Source organism: Halomonas fontilapidosi, from assembly GCF_014192285.1.
Taxonomy (GTDB): domain Bacteria; phylum Pseudomonadota; class Gammaproteobacteria; order Pseudomonadales; family Halomonadaceae; genus Halomonas; species Halomonas fontilapidosi.
The window spans coordinates 274,705-289,931 of record NZ_JACHXQ010000002.1 but is presented as its reverse complement, the minus strand read 5'-3'; the positions used below and the strand labels follow the sequence as shown (position 1 = coordinate 289,931).

General features: G+C 67.0%; 16 protein-coding genes. 15 read left to right on the top strand and 1 reads right to left on the bottom strand.

Features of this window, described 5'->3' with window-relative positions:
• Positions 1 to 15 precede the first annotated feature (15 nt).
• From tmk to FHR95_RS04900, 7 genes are all read left to right on the top strand, one after another.
• Positions 16 to 684, top strand: a complete 669-nt coding sequence (tmk, locus tag FHR95_RS04930; RefSeq protein WP_040187480.1) for a dTMP kinase — start codon at positions 16 to 18, stop codon at positions 682 to 684.
• Entirely contained in the window at positions 681 to 1,676 is a 996-nt protein-coding gene (locus FHR95_RS04925) for a DNA polymerase III subunit delta' (protein WP_098180673.1), read from the top strand. Before tmk ends, FHR95_RS04925 begins: the two co-directional genes overlap by 4 nt.
• Before the next feature lie 27 nt (positions 1,677 to 1,703).
• Positions 1,704 to 2,039, top strand: coding sequence for a PilZ domain-containing protein (locus FHR95_RS04920; RefSeq protein ID WP_040187478.1), 336 nt, complete (start codon positions 1,704 to 1,706; stop codon positions 2,037 to 2,039).
• A gap of 77 nt (positions 2,040 to 2,116) precedes the next feature.
• Entirely contained in the window at positions 2,117 to 2,962 is an 846-nt protein-coding gene (locus FHR95_RS04915; RefSeq protein WP_183313589.1) for a TatD family hydrolase, read from the top strand.
• A gap of 46 nt (positions 2,963 to 3,008) precedes the next feature.
• A complete protein-coding gene (locus FHR95_RS04910; protein WP_183313588.1) occupies positions 3,009 to 3,581 on the top strand; it encodes a DUF1285 domain-containing protein in 573 nt (190 codons plus the stop codon).
• The gene (locus FHR95_RS04905) at positions 3,578 to 5,803 is read left to right on the top strand and encodes an ATP-dependent helicase (RefSeq protein ID WP_183313587.1); all 2,226 of its coding nucleotides are present in this window, start codon (positions 3,578 to 3,580) and stop codon (positions 5,801 to 5,803) included. The genes FHR95_RS04910 and FHR95_RS04905 overlap by 4 nt, the downstream gene beginning before the upstream one ends.
• A complete protein-coding gene (locus FHR95_RS04900; protein ID WP_183313586.1) occupies positions 5,800 to 6,630 on the top strand; it encodes a sulfurtransferase in 831 nt (276 codons plus the stop codon). Before FHR95_RS04905 ends, FHR95_RS04900 begins: the two co-directional genes overlap by 4 nt.
• Before the next feature lie 112 nt (positions 6,631 to 6,742).
• Here FHR95_RS04900 and FHR95_RS04895 read toward each other — a convergent pair whose 3' ends face one another.
• Complete coding sequence (locus tag FHR95_RS04895) at positions 6,743 to 8,383, bottom strand: electron transfer flavoprotein-ubiquinone oxidoreductase (protein WP_183313740.1); 1,641 nt, start codon at positions 8,381 to 8,383, stop codon at positions 6,743 to 6,745.
• A 385-nt stretch (positions 8,384 to 8,768) separates the two neighbouring features.
• Here FHR95_RS04895 and FHR95_RS04890 point away from each other — a divergent pair, with 385 nt between their 5' ends.
• The 8 genes from FHR95_RS04890 to FHR95_RS04855 all read left to right on the top strand — a co-directional run bounded on the left by FHR95_RS04890 (position 8,769) and on the right by FHR95_RS04855 (position 15,217).
• Positions 8,769 to 9,518 (top strand): electron transfer flavoprotein subunit beta/FixA family protein, encoded by a 750-nt coding sequence (locus FHR95_RS04890; protein ID WP_040187470.1) that lies wholly within the window; start codon positions 8,769 to 8,771, stop codon positions 9,516 to 9,518.
• 29 nt (positions 9,519 to 9,547) lie between these two features.
• Positions 9,548 to 10,474 carry an electron transfer flavoprotein subunit alpha/FixB family protein gene (locus tag FHR95_RS04885; RefSeq protein ID WP_183313585.1) on the top strand — a complete coding sequence of 309 codons (927 nt, stop codon included), beginning with the start codon at positions 9,548 to 9,550 and terminating at the stop codon, positions 10,472 to 10,474.
• A 106-nt stretch (positions 10,475 to 10,580) separates the two neighbouring features.
• Positions 10,581 to 11,192 (top strand): superoxide dismutase, encoded by a 612-nt coding sequence (locus FHR95_RS04880; protein ID WP_040187466.1) that lies wholly within the window; start codon positions 10,581 to 10,583, stop codon positions 11,190 to 11,192.
• Between the two features lie 164 nt (positions 11,193 to 11,356).
• Entirely contained in the window at positions 11,357 to 12,151 is a 795-nt protein-coding gene (locus FHR95_RS04875; protein WP_183313584.1) for a DUF3450 domain-containing protein, read from the top strand.
• Positions 12,148 to 13,548: a MotA/TolQ/ExbB proton channel family protein gene (locus FHR95_RS04870; protein ID WP_183313583.1), complete on the top strand. Its 1,401-nt coding sequence runs from the start codon at positions 12,148 to 12,150 to the stop codon at positions 13,546 to 13,548. The genes FHR95_RS04875 and FHR95_RS04870 overlap by 4 nt, the downstream gene beginning before the upstream one ends.
• Positions 13,523 to 14,065, top strand: coding sequence for a MotA/TolQ/ExbB proton channel family protein (locus FHR95_RS04865; RefSeq protein WP_183313739.1), 543 nt, complete (start codon positions 13,523 to 13,525; stop codon positions 14,063 to 14,065). Before FHR95_RS04870 ends, FHR95_RS04865 begins: the two co-directional genes overlap by 26 nt.
• Positions 14,058 to 14,468: an ExbD/TolR family protein gene (locus FHR95_RS04860; protein ID WP_183313582.1), complete on the top strand. Its 411-nt coding sequence runs from the start codon at positions 14,058 to 14,060 to the stop codon at positions 14,466 to 14,468. The genes FHR95_RS04865 and FHR95_RS04860 overlap by 8 nt, the downstream gene beginning before the upstream one ends.
• Positions 14,465 to 15,217, top strand: a complete 753-nt coding sequence (locus FHR95_RS04855; RefSeq protein ID WP_183313581.1) for an energy transducer TonB — start codon at positions 14,465 to 14,467, stop codon at positions 15,215 to 15,217. The genes FHR95_RS04860 and FHR95_RS04855 overlap by 4 nt, the downstream gene beginning before the upstream one ends.
• Positions 15,218 to 15,227 lie beyond the last annotated feature (10 nt).

Sequence of the window (15,227 nt, the reverse complement as noted above, 5' to 3'; positions counted from 1 at the left end):
CGAGCCGGAGAACGCATGCCCAACGAGCGGACAATCCCGCGAGGACGCTTCATCACTCTGGAAGGCGGGGAGGGGGTGGGCAAGTCCACCAACCTGGCGCTGGTGGTCGACCATCTGCGGGCCCATGGCCACGAAGTGGTGGCAACGCGCGAGCCCGGCGGTACGCCGCGGGCCGAGGCGATACGTCGCCTGCTGCTCGACCCCGCCGGCGAGGAGCCCCTCGACCCGGATGCCGAGCTGCTGCTGGTCTTCGCCGCCCGCGCCCAGCACCTGGCCAGGGTAATACGTCCGGCGCTCGAGCGCGGTGCCTGGGTGGTTTGCGACCGCTTCACCGATGCCACCTACGCCTATCAGGGCGGCGGACGCGGCATCGAGGCGGACCGCATCGCCCGGCTCGAGACCTTTGTCCAGCAGGGCCTGGAGCCCGATCTGACGCTGCTGCTGGATATGCCCATGGCCGAAGCACAACGTCGGCTCGACGGCCGTCTTCAGGGGCAGGGTGGGGAGCGTGATCGCTTCGAGCGGGAGCGCGACACCTTCTTCGAGGCGGTGCGCCAGGGCTACCTCGCTCGTGCCGAAGCCGCGCCCGACCGCATGGTGGTGATCGCTGCCGGAGCCGGCCTGGCCGAGGTGCAGGCCGAGCTGCTGGCGCGGCTGAATGAGCGCCTGGAGGCATGGTCATGAGCGCGGTCGAGGTTCCCCGTCCGCTGCCTTGGTTACAGGCACGCTGGCAAGAGCTGGTGAGTCTGGCCGAGGCAGGGCGGTTGCCTCACGCGCTGCTGATCTCCGGGGCGCATGGCATCGGCAAGCACTCGCTGGCCGAGGCACTGGTGGCGCGGACCCTCTGTGCCTCACCGGGCGAGCACGCCTGCGGCCGCTGTCACGGCTGCCATATGCTGGCCTCGGGGTACCACCCGGATCTATTGCGCGTGGCGCCGGAGGAGGGCAAGCGGCAGATCCGCATCGGGCCGATCCGCGAGGTCAATGCCTTCGTCGCCCAGACGGCCCAGCAGGGCGGTTATCGCGTGATCGTGATCTCGCCTGCCGATGCCATGAACGTGGCGGCGTCCAATGCGCTGCTCAAGAGCCTGGAGGAGCCCGGCGGGCGGACGCTTTTCGTGCTGCTCTCAGACATTCCTTCGCGGCTCCTGCCCACCATCCGCTCGCGCTGCCAGCACTGGAGCCTGGCGGTGCCGGCGGAAGCCGACTGCCGGGCCTGGCTGGCTGCCCGCCTGGAGGGCGAGGAGGAGGCCCGCTTCTGGTTTCGTGCCGCGGGTGGCCTGCCGCTGCGGGCGCTGGAACTTGCCGAGCCGTCGTCACGTGCCCTGCGCCAACAGCTTCTCGATACCTTCGAGGCACTGGTCCGAGGGGCCGAGCCGGTGGCCGAAGCGGCCCGCCTGGAGCGGCAGTCCATCGACGCCATCCTGTGGTACGGTATCGCCTGGCTTGAGGACCTGATTCGCCTGGGGCTCTCGGGGGACACTAGCGAGCTGCGCAACCCCGACCTGCTGGTACTCTACCGCCAGGCCGTCAAGAATGCCCGGGTGCGCGACTGGTTTCGCCTGCTGGACTATGCCCGCGAACAGCGTCGCCTGCTGGCCGAGGGCGGCAACCCCAATCCCCAGCTGGCCCTCGAGGCCTGGCTGGTCCGCTGGTCAACGCTGCTGCGCTCTTGACCGTTGTGCTCTGAATGAGGAGGCTCCATGGCCGCCCAGAAAGCGCTCTCCCTGACCATCCAGGACGTCCCGACCCTGCTCTCGGCCTACATGCCGGTGCTGGAGCGTGGCGGTATCTTCGTGCCTACGCGGGAGCGCTACGAGTTGGGCCAGGAGGTCTTCCTGCTGCTCATGCTTCCCGGCGATGCCGAGCGGGTCCCGGTGACCGGCCAGGTGGTCTGGGTGTCGCCGGAGGGGGTCGCCGGTCGGCGGGTACCGGGCATCGGTATCCATTTCAGTGCCGAGGATCAGGCCGTACGCGATCGCATCGAGACCCTGCTGGCCGGCCAGCTCGACAAGGGAGCCCCGACCTACACGCTCTGATGAGCAAGGAACAAGGAGCAAGTTCCTGATGGCTCAGTGTCACGTTTTATCCCCTCACACCTAACAAGCGGTATCCCATGTTTGTCGATTCCCATTGCCATCTCGACCGTCTCGATCCCGGCACCCATGGCGGCGACCTGTCCGCCGTCCTGGATGCCGCCCGCGCCAGGAACGTCCGCCAGTTCCTGGCCATCGCGGTGACCCTGGAGGGCATGCCCGCGCTGGCCGAGATCGCGCGGTCTCACGACGACGTGGTGATTTCCGCCGGTGTCCATCCGTTGCAGCACCTGGCCGAGGAGCCGAGCGTCGCCGCGGTTAAGGAAGCCGCCGAACGCTTCGCTGCCGTGGCCATCGGCGAATGTGGCCTGGATTACCATTACCTCGACAAGGCGCCCGACAGAGTGCCCGCCCGAGACGTGCAGCGCGAGCGGTTCCGCTGCCAGCTGATAGCCGCCAATGAACTCGAATTGCCGGTGATCATCCATACCCGCGAGGCCCGTGACGATACCCTGGCCTTGATTCGCGAGCATACTGACCCGGCGGTAGGTGGTGTACTGCACTGCTTTACCGAGGACCTGGAGATGGCCCGGGAGGCGGTACGCCATGGCTTCTACATTTCGCTATCCGGCATCGTGACCTTTCGCAACGCCGAGTCGCTTCGCGATCTGGCACGGCGCCTGCCGCTGGATCGTCTGCTGATCGAAACCGACAGCCCTTACCTGGCGCCGGTGCCGTATCGTGGCAAGCCCAATGAGCCCGCCTGGGTGGTGGAGGTTGCCGAGTGCATTGCCGAGGCTCGGGGCATCAGCATTGCGGAGGTCGCGGCCCAGACCACGGCCAACTTCTACCGGCTTTTCCGTGCCGCGGCACCGGACGCTCCCGGTGAGGTACGCGAGGCGTTACGCTCCGCCGGGCTGGTCTAGACTATCGTCATCCCCCTGTCTTCCGAAGCCCGGAGGAGGGCGCATCATGCAACTCGACCCGCTGCTGGCTCAGATCGACCCCGACGGTGAGGTGCCTCCCGTTGATCGCTGGCACCCCGAACACGGGGGCGAGATGGACCTCACCATCGCCACCGATGGGCGCTGGATTCACGAGGGCAGGCCCATTGCCCGGCCGCGGCTGGTGCGCCTGCTCTCGACCATCCTGCGCCGCGAACCCGACGGTGACTACCTGCTGGTGACGCCGGTCGAGTGGCAGCGAATCCGGGTCGAGGACCGGCCTTTCCTGGTGGTAGATGCCGAGCGGGAGCAGGACGGCACCTGGTGGCTGACCACCAATGTCGGCGACCGTCTGGCGCTTGGCGACGCCCATCGTCTGGAACTCAGCCAGACCCCGGCCGGCGAGACGGTGCCGGAGGTGAGGGTGCGCTTCGGGCTCGCGGCGAGGCTGGGGCGCAACGTCTACTACCGACTGGTGGAGCAGGCCGAGACCCGGGAGCTCGGCGACGGTACCCTCGAGCTTGGCCTGACCAGCCAGGGCATCTGGCAGCCCCTGGGGCGGCTTGATGCCGGCGCGATGGCCGAGGGCGAGGTGCCATGACCCTGATCCGCCGGCTGACGCCCGAACAACGTGCCGTGGTCGACCATGATCGCGGACACGCCCGCGTCGCGGCGGTGGCCGGTGCCGGCAAGACCACGACGATGGTCGCTCGGGTGCTGCATCTGCTCGCTCAGGGAGTGCCTCCGGCGCGCCTCCTGGTACTGATGTTCAACCGCTCGGCCCGTGAAGACTTCCAGGCGCGCCTGCTTGAGCTGGCCCCGGCTGGTCAGGCGCTGCCGGATGTGCGCACCTTCCACTCGCTCGGCCACCGGCTGACCGCCAGCCTGACCCGCTGGGGGGCGCTGACCCCACGCCAGCTACTTACCGCCGACTGGCAGCTCGAACGGCTGCTGCGTCAGGCGACGTTGGCGGCGCTGGCCGAGGCGCCCGAGGCGCGCGAGACGGCCCTGGAAGCCGAGCGCCTCGAAGCACTGGCTCACTTCTGCGGGCTGGTGAAGGCCGAGATGGCCTCGCCGGCCGAGCTTCACCGCAGGCTCGACTTCGGTGAGGAAACCGGCCACTTCGTACTTGCCTTCGAGCATGCCGAACGGCTGCTGGCCGAGCAGGGGCTGATGACCTTCGCCGACCTGCTCTACCGCCCGCTGCTGGCGCTGGAGGCTGATGCCGGCCTGCGCGGCCGAGTGCAGGGCTTCCTCGACCACGTGATCATCGATGAGTACCAGGACATCAACACCGCCCAGCAGCGCCTGCTGGCGCTGCTCGCCGGCCGCGATGCCGAGGTCATGGCGGTGGGCGATGCCAACCAGTGCATCTACGAGTGGCGGGGGGCCCATCCCGATACCATGCTGGAGAACTTTACCGCCACCTTCGGGGCGGCCCGCGACTACCCGCTCTCGACGACCTTCCGGCATGGGCATGCGCTGGCACTGACCGCCAATCACGCCATCGCCGGCAATCGACGGCGTCCCGACCAGCTCTGTCTGGCCGCGCCCGGTAACCCGGTGACCGATCTGGCCGTGAGCCAAGGCAGTCAGGGATTGCTGGCGGAGCTCGGGGGCTGGCGCAAGCGAGGCCGGGGGTTGGAGGAGGCCTGCCTGCTGGTGCGCAGCTGGGCGCTGTCGGTGCCGCTTCAGCTGGCGCTGCTTCGCGAGGGCATTCCGTTTCGGCTGGCCCGGGAGGACCGCTTCGTCTTCCGGCTGCCGCTGGTCGAGGCCCTGGCCGGTTACCTGCGTCTCGCCGTCGAGCCGCACCGGCTCCAGGATCCGGGACACCTGGCGATGCTGCTCTCCCAGCCCACTCCCTTCGTGGCCCGGGAGCGGATTGTTGCGCTGTCCAATCGGCTGGCGGAGACCCAGCGCTGGCCGGAACGTCATGATCCGCTGCTCGACGGGCTGAAGCCACATCAGCGACGCACCCTCAAGAAGCGCTGGGCCCTGCTCTGCGAGCTGCCTCGCCGAGCGACCTGGCCCCCGGCACAGCTGCTCGAGCACGTGGTCGAGGCCGTGGAGGCCGAGAAGGTGCTCAAGCGTGCCGCCGCCCGACGCGACAAGGGTGAGGAGGACGTGCGCCTGCTCGACGTGCTGGTCGAGCAGGCCGGTGAACTGGGTAATGACACCGAGGCTTTCATCGAGCTGCTCTCTCGACCGGTGAAAAATCGTGATGACGGGGTGCTGATCAGCACCGTGCATGGTGCCAAGGGGCTGGAGTGGCCCCTGGTTCTGCTGGCAGGTGCCAATGAGGCGGATTTTCCCCACTATACGCGCGACAACCCGCTGACCCCGGGCCGCCTGGAGGAAGAGCGTCGGCTCTTCTATGTGGCCATTACCCGGGCGCGGGAGCGCCTGGTGCTGCTCCACGACGGGGGAGACCACCGTCCCAGCCGCTTTATCGCCGAATCCGCCTGGGAAGACGCTCAGCAGTTGGCACGCCGGCTCGACGCTGCTCGAGTGGAAGACGCTCAGCCTCCGCTGCCCGTGTCCGACCCCGAGCTCGTGCGCCGATACCTGGCGGCGCTTGGCCGGTCGTTGCCCGTGGTGGCCGCGCGTCCGGTCGCTCAGGGCGGGACAGGCGAGCCCCGGGGTGATGACGGGTTGCGTGTCGGTCAGCGCCTGCGACACGCCGTGTTCGGTGAGGGCAGGATCAGCGTGGTCGAAGGCGATCCGGACAACCCGGTAATCGAGGTAAGCTTCCATCACGCCGGCCGGCGCCGCCTGATCGCTCGCCTGGCCCCCATCGAACTGCTGGAGGGAGTCAACGCATGACCAGCCCGCTGATCTCGGCCACCGCACTGGCCGCCGCCCTCGAGGGCCCCAACCCGCCCCGAGTCCTGGATTGTCGTGCTCGCCTGGGCGAGCCTGATGCCGGCCGTCGGCTGTGGTGGGAAGCGCACCTGCCGGGCAGTTATCATCTCGACCTGGACCGTGACCTGGCGGGGCCTGCCGGCGAGGGCGGCCGGCATCCGCTGCCGACACCGGCGGCCTTCACCGAGGTGGTGCAGCGCCTGGGCCTCACACCACAACAGCCGGTGGTGGTCTACGACGACAGAGGTGGCCAGCTGGCGGCGTCACGGGCCTGGTGGATGCTGGCCTGCTGGGCGGGCCACCCCGACGTGCGCCTCCTTGATGGGGGCCTCGGAGGCTGGCTGGCAGCAGGCGGCGAGATGCTGGAGGACGGCGATCCCGAGGCTGTGCCCGCCGCCTCCGGCTGGCAGCCGGCCTACCATGACGAGCGCCATGTGTCCGCCGCGGCGGTGCTGTCGAGCGCCGCGACCAAGGTCGACGCACGCTCGAAAGCGCGATTCCGGGGCGAGGAAGAACCCATCGATCCTGTGGCGGGACACATTCCCGGGGCTGTTTGCCGTCCCAGTGCCGACAATCTTGCCGGTGACGGCCACTTCAAATCCCCCGAGGCGCTGGCTAACGAGCTTCCCGAGGCCGAATCGTCGATTGTCTACTGTGGTTCCGGCGTGACCGCCTGTCATACCCTCCTCGCCTATGCGGTGGCCGGTCGCTCCGTGCCAAGGCTCTACCCCGGCTCCTGGAGCGAATGGATTCGCGATCCATCACGTCCCATCGCCACCGGCGACTGACCCCCGGGCTATGCCCGGAGCGTTACGCCATACGCTTGAAGCCGGAAGGAAAACCGCCCCCCAGGCGTATGCAGGGGGGCGGTAGTGTTTCCGGTGACGTCGAGCTTCGAGCTTACATATTGGGGTAGTTGGGCCCGCCGCCGCCTTCCGGTGCCACCCAGGTGATGTTCTGGGCCGGGTCCTTGATGTCGCAGGTCTTGCAGTGGATGCAGTTCTGGAAATTGATCTGGAACTTGGGCTTGCCTTCCTCGTCCTCGATCACCTCGTAGACGCCCACCGGGCAATAGCGCTGAGCCGGTTCGGCATACTCGGGCAGATTGTCACGGATCGGCAGGTCCGGATCGCTCAGCTTCAGGTGACAGGGCTGGTCTTCCTCATGGTTGGTGTTCGACAGGAATACCGACGAGGGCTTGTCGAAGGAGAGCTTGCCATCCGGCTTGGGGTAGTCGATCTTCTCGCACTCCCCGGCCGGCTTGAGGGCGGCATGGTCGGGCGTCGTATCGTGAAGGTTGGGGAGCTTGCCGCCCAGCAGCTGGTTGGCGAAGTTGTAGGCGCCGCCGCCTACGGTGCCATACTTGTGGATCGCCGGGCCGAAGCTGGCGCTCTCCTTGAGCTCGGCATGGGCCCAGCTGGATTCCCACTTCTCGGTGAACGCGGTGAGTTCGCTGCCACCCTCGTCGCCTTTGGCTACGGCCTCGAACACCGCCTCGGCGGCGATCAGACCGGATTTCATGGCCGTGTGCAGGCCCTTGATCTTGGCGAAATTCAGGGTGCCGGCGTCGCAGCCGATCAGCAGGCCCCCGGGGAAGGTCATCTTCGGCAGGCAGTTCAGACCGCCCTTGGTGATGGCACGGGCGCCGTAGGCCACGCGCTTGCCGCCTTCGAGGTGCCGAGCGATCGCCGGGTGATGCTTCATGCGCTGGAACTCGTCGAAGGGTGACAGCCAGGGGTTCTGGTAGGAGAGGTCCATGATCAGGCCAACCATTACCTGCTGGTTCTCGCCGTGATAGAGAAACCAGCCGCCGTGGGTATGCGTGTCCAGCGGCCAGCCCGAGCCGTGCAGCACCAGCCCTGGCTCATGCTGCTCGGCAGGAACGTCCCACAGCTCCTTCAGGCCGATGCCATAGTGCTGCGGGTCCTTGCCGTCATCGAGCCGGTATTCCTCGATCAGGCGCTTGCCCAGATGACCACGGGAGCCTTCGGCGAAGAGCGTGTACTTGGCGCGCAACTCCATCCCCGGCATGTAGCTGTCCTTGGCCTGGCCGTCGGCGCTCACGCCCATATCGCCGATCAGAATGCCCTTGACCACGCCGTCCTCGATGATCGTTTCCTGGGCGGCGAAGCCGGGGAAGATCTCGACACCCAGCGCCTCGGCCTGCTCGGCCAGCCAGCGGGAGAGATTGCCGGCGCTGATCACGTAGCGGGGCGTGTCGCCACCGGTGTTGTGCATGGAGGGCGGCACCAGGGCGTTGGGCAGCTTCTGGGCCTTCTCGGCATCCTTGAGCATGTAGACTTCGTCGCGGGTCGCCGGCGTGGTCAGCGGAGCTCCCCGTTCCTCCCAGTCGGGAAACAGCTCGGCCAGGGCACGAGGTTCGAAGACGGCGCCGGAGAGGATATGAGCCCCTACTTCGGAGCCTTTCTCCACCACGCACACCGAAAGCTCCTGGCCGGCGTCCTCTGCCTGCTGCATCAGGCGCGCCGCTGCCGAGAGTCCCGCAGGCCCGGCGCCGACGATCACCACATCGAAGTCCATGGAATCGCGTTCGACTTGTTCTTCCACTGCCTCTCTCCTTGCTGTTCCTGGACGCTGACACAAGATGCGACCAACGTCGAAAAGATTTAAAACGGTCGTTTGCTTCTAGCCATGCCCCATGATAGGCATAATAGCGTTAAAGGGTCACCCCCTGCGATGGTGCAGTGCGTCATGGCCGTCATGCGTTCCCGGCATGCCGGGGATTGTTGACCAGGATAGGGCTATGGCACATTAAAAGGGTTTTACAGTGCTGCGCCTATCAAACGCTTGCATGAAACGCATAAGGGTATGCGAGCCGGTTCTCAAAAAGCCTGGCCTTCCCGACTCCGGTCAGGCTGCGCTTCTCCAACCATCAGGTTCCCAGTGTGAACCAAGCGAGGACACTATGAAGGTACTCGTCGCGGTCAAACGCGTCGTCGACTACAACGTCAAGATCCGGGTCAAGCCGGACCACAGCGATGTCGACCTCACCAACGTCAAGATGGCCATGAACCCCTTCTGTGAGATCGCCGTGGAAGAGGCGGTGCGTCTGAAGGAGCGCGGCGTGGCAACCGAGATCGTTGCCGTCACCGTCGGCCCCAAGGCTGCCCAGGAGCAGCTGCGTACGGCCCTGGCGCTGGGCGCCGACCGCGCCATTCACGTCGAGACTGACGAGCGCGTCGAGTCGCTGGGTGCGGCCAAGGTGCTGGCCAAGCTGGTGGAAGAGGAGCAGCCGGGCCTGGTGATTCTCGGCAAGCAGGCCATTGACACCGACAACAACCAGACCGGCCAGATGCTCGCCGCCCTGACCGGCCTGCCCCAGGGCACCTTCGCCTCCGAGGTGACGGTCGAGGGCGAGTCGCTGCAGGTGACCCGTGAGATCGATGGTGGCTTGCAGACCGTGGCGCTCACGCTGCCGGCGATCGTCACGACCGATCTGCGCCTCAACGAGCCGCGCTATGCCAAGCTGCCCGATATCATGAAGGCCAAGAAGAAGCCGATGGATATCAAGAGCCCGGCGGACCTCGGCATCGAGGTGGCCTCCAAGGTCAAGCTGCTCAAGGTCGAAACACCGGCCGAGCGCAAGGGTGGCGTCAAGGTGGGCTCGGTGGACGAGCTCGTGGACAAACTCAAGAACGAAGCCAAGGTTCTTTGAAAACAGTTGCTTTGAAAGGAGCAGATCCCATGAGCATTCTGGTTCTGGCAGAACATCACGACGGCACCCTGGCCGGCGCCACTGCCCACGTGGTGGCCGCCGCCAAGGCCATTGGTGGCGATATCGACGTGCTGGTCGCCGGTGAAGGCGTGGGCGCCATCGCCGAGGCCGCCGCCAAGCTGGACGGTGTCAACAAGGTGCGTGTGGCCGACAACGCCGCCTACGCCCACCTGCTGGCCGAGCCCACCGCCGCCCTGATCGCACAGCTGGCTGACGACTACAGCCATGTGCTGGCTTGCGCCTCCACCACCGGCAAGAACGTGCTGCCCCGCGTCGCCGCGCTCAAGGACGTGGCGCAGATTTCCGAGATCGTCGCCGTGGAGAGTGCCGATACCTTCAAGCGCCCGATCTACGCCGGCAACGCCATTGCCACCGTGCAGAGCGACGACGCATTGAAGGTGATCACCGTGCGCGCCACCGGCTTCGATGCGGTGGCCGAGAGTGGCAGTGCTGCCGTCGAGGCGGTAGACTTCGTGGCCGACAACGCCATGTCGACCTTCGTCAAGGAGGAGCTGGCCGAGTCCGATCGTCCCGAGCTGGCAGCCGCCAAGGTCGTGGTCTCCGGTGGTCGCGGCATGGGCAACGGCGACAACTTCAAGCTGCTCGAGGGCATCGCCGACAAGCTGGGCGCGGCCATCGGTGCCTCGCGCGCCGCAGTGGACGCAGGTTTCGTCCCCAACGACATGCAGGTGGGGCAGACCGGCAAGATCGTTGCGCCGGACCTCTACATCGCCGTGGGCATCAGCGGTGCCATCCAGCACCTGGCGGGCATGAAGGATTCCAAGGTGATCGTCGCCATCAACAAGGACGAGGAAGCGCCGATCTTCCAGGTGGCCGATTACGGCCTCGTAGGCGACCTGTTCGACGTGCTGCCGGAGCTCGAGCAGAAGCTTTAGGCATCATCTGCAATGTCGTCGGGCCAAGACGGGGTTGAAAACCCTCGAGCGTGTCCCGACATGCTATGGTGAGGATGATCGTTCACGATATTAAGGAGACCGTAAGATGGCACATACGCTTCCCGACCTCCCCTATGCCTACGATGCCCTGGAACCGCATATCGATGCGATGACCATGGAGATCCACCACTCCAAGCACCATCAGACCTACGTCAACAACCTCAATGCCGCCCTTGAGGGTACCGGTCTCGAGGATGTGCCCGTCGAGGAGCTTATTGCCAACCTCGACCGTGTGCCGGAGGACAAGCGTCAGGCTGTGATCAACAACGGTGGCGGTCATGCCAACCATTCGATGTTTTGGCAGATGATGTCGCCCAGCGGTGGCGGCAAGCCCCAGGGCGAGGTTGCCAAGGCCATCGATTCGGAGCTGGGCGGTTTCGATGACTTCAAGGATGCCTTCACCAAGGCAGCGCTGGGTCGTTTCGGCAGCGGCTGGGCCTGGCTGAGCGTGACGCCGCAAGGCAAGCTGGTGGTCGAGAATACCCTCAACCAGAACAGCCCCATCATGGACGGCAATACGCCTGTACTCGGGCTGGATGTCTGGGAGCACGCTTACTATCTGAAGTACCAGAACAAGCGTCCGGATTACGTGTCGGCCTTCTTCAACGTGATCAACTGGGAGGAGGTCGAGCGCCGCTACCGCAACGCCACGGCCTGAAGTCCTCCCGCTCCAGACAAGCCGCGCCCTTCGGGTGCGGCTTTTTCTGTTTCTGCAGCATGCCCCTGGTCGAACGCTCCCGGGTTAGGGGTAGCTGTAAGCATTGATAATCGTTCGTATTGGTGGCATGGTGGTCGCCCTTCCCGAGACCCGAACGGAGAGCCATGGTGAGGACATTTTGTTGGCAATGGCCGCTCGGCATTGTCCTGAGTCTGCTGGCCCTCGGCATGCTGCAGGCAGAGGAGGCGGCCATCGAGGACGCCAGCCGGGCTCAGCGCGCCCAGGCAGAGCTGCAGGCGCGCATCGATGCGGCCGACGACGAGCGTCGCGAGATGCTGGCCGAGCTGCGCCGGCTGGAAACCGATACCCACCGTCTGGAGGAACGCAGCGATGCCTTGGCACCACGTCTTGAGCGCCAGGGCGAGCGGCTGAGCCGCCGCGAGGAGGCCCTGGCGTCCCTGGCCGAGACCCGTGACGTGTTGCCCCAGCTCGAGCAGGCCCTGGTGTCGCACCTGGAGACTTGGGTGGTGGGTGATCTGCCGTTCCTCAAGGACCAACGCCTGGCCCGCGTCGAGAGCCTCGAGGCCGGCCTTGACGACCCCGATGCCTCGGCCGCCGAACGCCTGGAGCGACTCCTTGCCGCCTGGCGCACTGAACTCGACTACGGCCGCGAGTTGGATGCCTGGCGCGGCATCCTGAACGAGGGGGACGAGGGCGATGCCCGCCGCGAGGTCGATTTTCTTCGCTTGGGGCGAGTCGGACTCTACTTCCTGACGCCGGACGGCCGGGAAGGCGGCGTCTGGCGCGCCGATGTCGAGCGCTGGCAGGCGCTGAATGAGGCAGAACGTGTCGAGCTGCGTCACGGCTTGCGCATCGCCCGCGACCAGCGGGCGCCGGAACTGCTGACGCTGCCGATCTCCCACCCCCTGCAACGGGTCGACGTCGGGGAAGCCTTATGACTGCCGCCTTCACGATACGCGTCAAGTATGCCGTGCTCGCCGGCGCGGCGTTGCTGATATTGGCGGCGGCACTGCTTGCCCAGGCCCAGGCGCAGTCCGAGCCCGAGGCTCCGTTCACCCTGCGTGCCGAGCGCGAGGCGGCCGAGGCCCGTGATGCGGCGAGGCTGGCCGAACTGATCGAGGATCGCGACGCCCTGCAGGCGGCGCTAGAGAACGCCCGCGAGGCCCATGATGAGGCGGAGACACGCTTCGCGGCGCTGGAAGAGCAGCAGGCGCAACAGCAGAGACAGCGCGAGGCTCTCGACGCCCGCCAGGCCGAGCAGGGTGACGATCTCTCGGCGGTGCTGGACACCCTGGCGCGTCATAGCGGTGAGCTGCGCGATGAACTGGCCGAGAGCTGGGTTACGGTAGGTCGTGCCGAGCTGCCGCCCCGTCTGGATGATGCCGATGTGCTCAAGCCCGAGCACCTGGAGACCCTGGGCGACCGCCTGATGGCGCTGACCGCCGAGACCGGTCGGATCATCGCCTTCGATGCGCCAGTGGCCGGCGTCGACGGGCAGATCGCTTCCCGTGAGGTGGTGCGGCTTGGCGATCTGGCGGCGTTCAGCCAGGGCAGCTTGCTCAAGCGCGGCGCCGAGGAGGGCGTGCTTTCCATGGCGTCTCGCACCCCGCCGCATGTGAGCGAGCTGCTGGTCGATTTCCAGGCCGGAGAGGGCGAGCGCCTGGCGCTGGATCCCACCCGCGGCGAGGTGATCGCTGCCCTCGCCCAGCGGCCAAGCCTCATCGAACGCTTCCATCAGGGAGGGGTGGTAGGCTATGTGGTGGTCGGCCTGGGCGCCGTCGGCTTGCTGGTGGCCCTGGCCCAGTACGCCTACCTGCTCAGGGTTAGCCTGGCAACGCGCCGCCAACTGCGTGATCTGAGTCGGCTGCGCCAGGACAACCCCCTGGGTCGGGTGTTGCTGCGCTTCCGAGCACTCGCCGACGACCCGGTCCCCGAAGCCCTGGAGGCGCGCCTCGACGAGGCGGTGCTCGCCGAGCTGCCACGCCTAGAGCGTGGCCAGCCGCTGGTCAAGCTGCTGGCCGCCGTGTCGCCGCTGCTCGGCCTGCTGGGCACGGTCACCGGCATGATCGTGACCTTCCAGGCCATTACCGTCTTCGGCACCGGTGATCCTCAATTGATGGCCGGCGGGATCAGTCAGGCGCTGGTGACCACCGTGTTGGGCCTGATCACCGCGGTGCCGCTGCTCTTCGCGCATACGGCCCTGACGGGGCGCAGCCGCGACCTGGCCGGCGTGATGGAGGGACAGGCCAGTGCCGCCCTGGCTGAACAGCTCGAGCATCGCCACCCATCCTCGAATCCCGCTGGGAGTAATTCGCGTGCTACCGCTCTGGCTTGAGCCCTTGTCGCGGCTGGTCGATGCCGGTGGCATCGTTCTGGTGATCATCGCCGGGGTGGCGGCATTGCTGTTCAGCCTGGCGCTGGAACGCGTGCTGTTCTTTCGCCTCACCTATCGCCGCGCTCGACGTCGTCTGATCACCCGCTGGACGGCGAGGCTCGACCATCATAGCTGGAGTGCCCTGACGCTGCGTGAGGTCTGGACCCGAGAGCTGATCGCCCGGCTGCGTCGCCCGCTACCCTGGCTGAAGCTGCTGGTGGCGCTCTGCCCGCTGCTCGGTCTGCTGGGCACCGTCACCGGCATGATCACCGTGTTCGACAGCCTCGCGCTGAGCGATACCGGCCAGGCACGGGCCATGGCCGACGGCGTGGCACGGGCCACCCTGCCAACCCTGGCCGGCATGGCCGTGGCGGTAGTGGGCCTGCTGTTTACCAGTCGACTCGAACAGATCATTCGACGCGAGGACCAGCGGCTGCATGATCGCCTGGCTCGCGCCGTGGAGAAATCCCATGCGTAGACGCCGCAGCCTGGCCGCCGAGGGCGGCGATGCCGGCGAGGTCAACCTGACCCCGATGCTGGACGTGGTCTTCATCATGCTGATCTTCTTTATCGTCACCACCAGCTTCATCAAGGAGAGCGGGGTGGAGATCGAGCGTCCCGAGTCCAGCGCTGCCAGCCCCCAGCCAGATGCTCAGCTGATGGTGGCGATCACCGCGCAGGGCGCCATCTGGGTGGACGGCCAGCCGGTGGATGCCCATCGCGTCGGCAATGAGGTCGCCGCGCTTGTCAGCGGCGACGGCGGGGTGGTGATCCAGGCCGATCGAAAGGCCACCACCGGCCTGCTGATCGAGGTCATGGACCGCATTCGCGAGGCCGGCGTCGAGCAGGTCGCAGTGGCCGCGACGCGGGGCGGGCCATGACCCGAATCCCTGTCGCGATGCTGGCTGGGGCGGCCATGACGCTGCTGCTGTTCTGGCTGCTGGCGCTGCTGGTGTCGCCCCCCGAGGCACAGATCGAGGTGCTGGAGATGCGCATGCCGCTGACCCGCGTCGAGGCACCCGAGGAGCCTGAGGTGGCCGAGCCAGCCGTCGAGGCCACGCCCTCGACGCCGCCAGAGGCCGTGGTCCCCCCACCGATGCCTGAGCCCGCGCCACTGACACAGAGCGAGATGGCCCTGCCCGACCCGGAGCTCCCGCAGACGTTGGCCGAGACACCGCAGCTCGACAGCGAGCTGCCGGAGCTCCGCGAGGAGCAGCCGAAACTCGAGCCACAGCCCGACCCTGAGCCCGAGCCGCAACCGTCGCCCGAGCCCCGGACGAAAGCCGCGTCGCCCGCCCAGCAGGCGGAGCCCGCCGAGTCGTCCAGCGAGAAAGTCAGCGCCTCACCGGCCAGCAACGAGCCGCTAGACGTGGGGCAGCTAACGCCGACCGAGAAGGTGCCGCCCGCCTACCCGGCCCGCGCGCAGCGCCGCGGCCTTGAGGGCCATGTGGAGCTGGCGTTCGTGATCCGCGCCGACGGCAGTGTCGACGCCTCGAGCCTTCGCGTGCTGTCCGCCCGGCCGCGGAATGTCTTCGATGAGGCGGCGCGAGAGGCCGTGTCGCGCTGGCGCTTCGAGCCGTCGACGGGATTGCGTCGGGCCCGGCAGCGCTTGGAATTCCAGCTGAGATAGTCTGCACCAG

Coding starts and splice junctions, on each gene's coding strand:
- FHR95_RS04925 (WP_098180673.1), top strand. CDS start 681: ATGAGCGCGGTCGAGGTTCCCCGTCCGCTGCCTTGGTTACAGGCACGC.
- FHR95_RS04915 (WP_183313589.1), top strand. CDS start 2,117: ATGTTTGTCGATTCCCATTGCCATCTCGACCGTCTCGATCCCGGCACC.
- FHR95_RS04880 (WP_040187466.1), top strand. CDS start 10,581: ATGGCACATACGCTTCCCGACCTCCCCTATGCCTACGATGCCCTGGAA.
- FHR95_RS04860 (WP_183313582.1), top strand. CDS start 14,058: ATGCGTAGACGCCGCAGCCTGGCCGCCGAGGGCGGCGATGCCGGCGAG.
- FHR95_RS04885 (WP_183313585.1), top strand. CDS start 9,548: ATGAGCATTCTGGTTCTGGCAGAACATCACGACGGCACCCTGGCCGGC.
- tmk (WP_040187480.1), top strand. CDS start 16: ATGCCCAACGAGCGGACAATCCCGCGAGGACGCTTCATCACTCTGGAA.
- FHR95_RS04890 (WP_040187470.1), top strand. CDS start 8,769: ATGAAGGTACTCGTCGCGGTCAAACGCGTCGTCGACTACAACGTCAAG.
- FHR95_RS04870 (WP_183313583.1), top strand. CDS start 12,148: ATGACTGCCGCCTTCACGATACGCGTCAAGTATGCCGTGCTCGCCGGC.
- FHR95_RS04875 (WP_183313584.1), top strand. CDS start 11,357: ATGGTGAGGACATTTTGTTGGCAATGGCCGCTCGGCATTGTCCTGAGT.
- FHR95_RS04910 (WP_183313588.1), top strand. CDS start 3,009: ATGCAACTCGACCCGCTGCTGGCTCAGATCGACCCCGACGGTGAGGTG.
- FHR95_RS04855 (WP_183313581.1), top strand. CDS start 14,465: ATGACCCGAATCCCTGTCGCGATGCTGGCTGGGGCGGCCATGACGCTG.
- FHR95_RS04895 (WP_183313740.1), bottom strand. CDS start 8,383: ATGGACTTCGATGTGGTGATCGTCGGCGCCGGGCCTGCGGGACTCTCG.
- FHR95_RS04920 (WP_040187478.1), top strand. CDS start 1,704: ATGGCCGCCCAGAAAGCGCTCTCCCTGACCATCCAGGACGTCCCGACC.
- FHR95_RS04905 (WP_183313587.1), top strand. CDS start 3,578: ATGACCCTGATCCGCCGGCTGACGCCCGAACAACGTGCCGTGGTCGAC.
- FHR95_RS04900 (WP_183313586.1), top strand. CDS start 5,800: ATGACCAGCCCGCTGATCTCGGCCACCGCACTGGCCGCCGCCCTCGAG.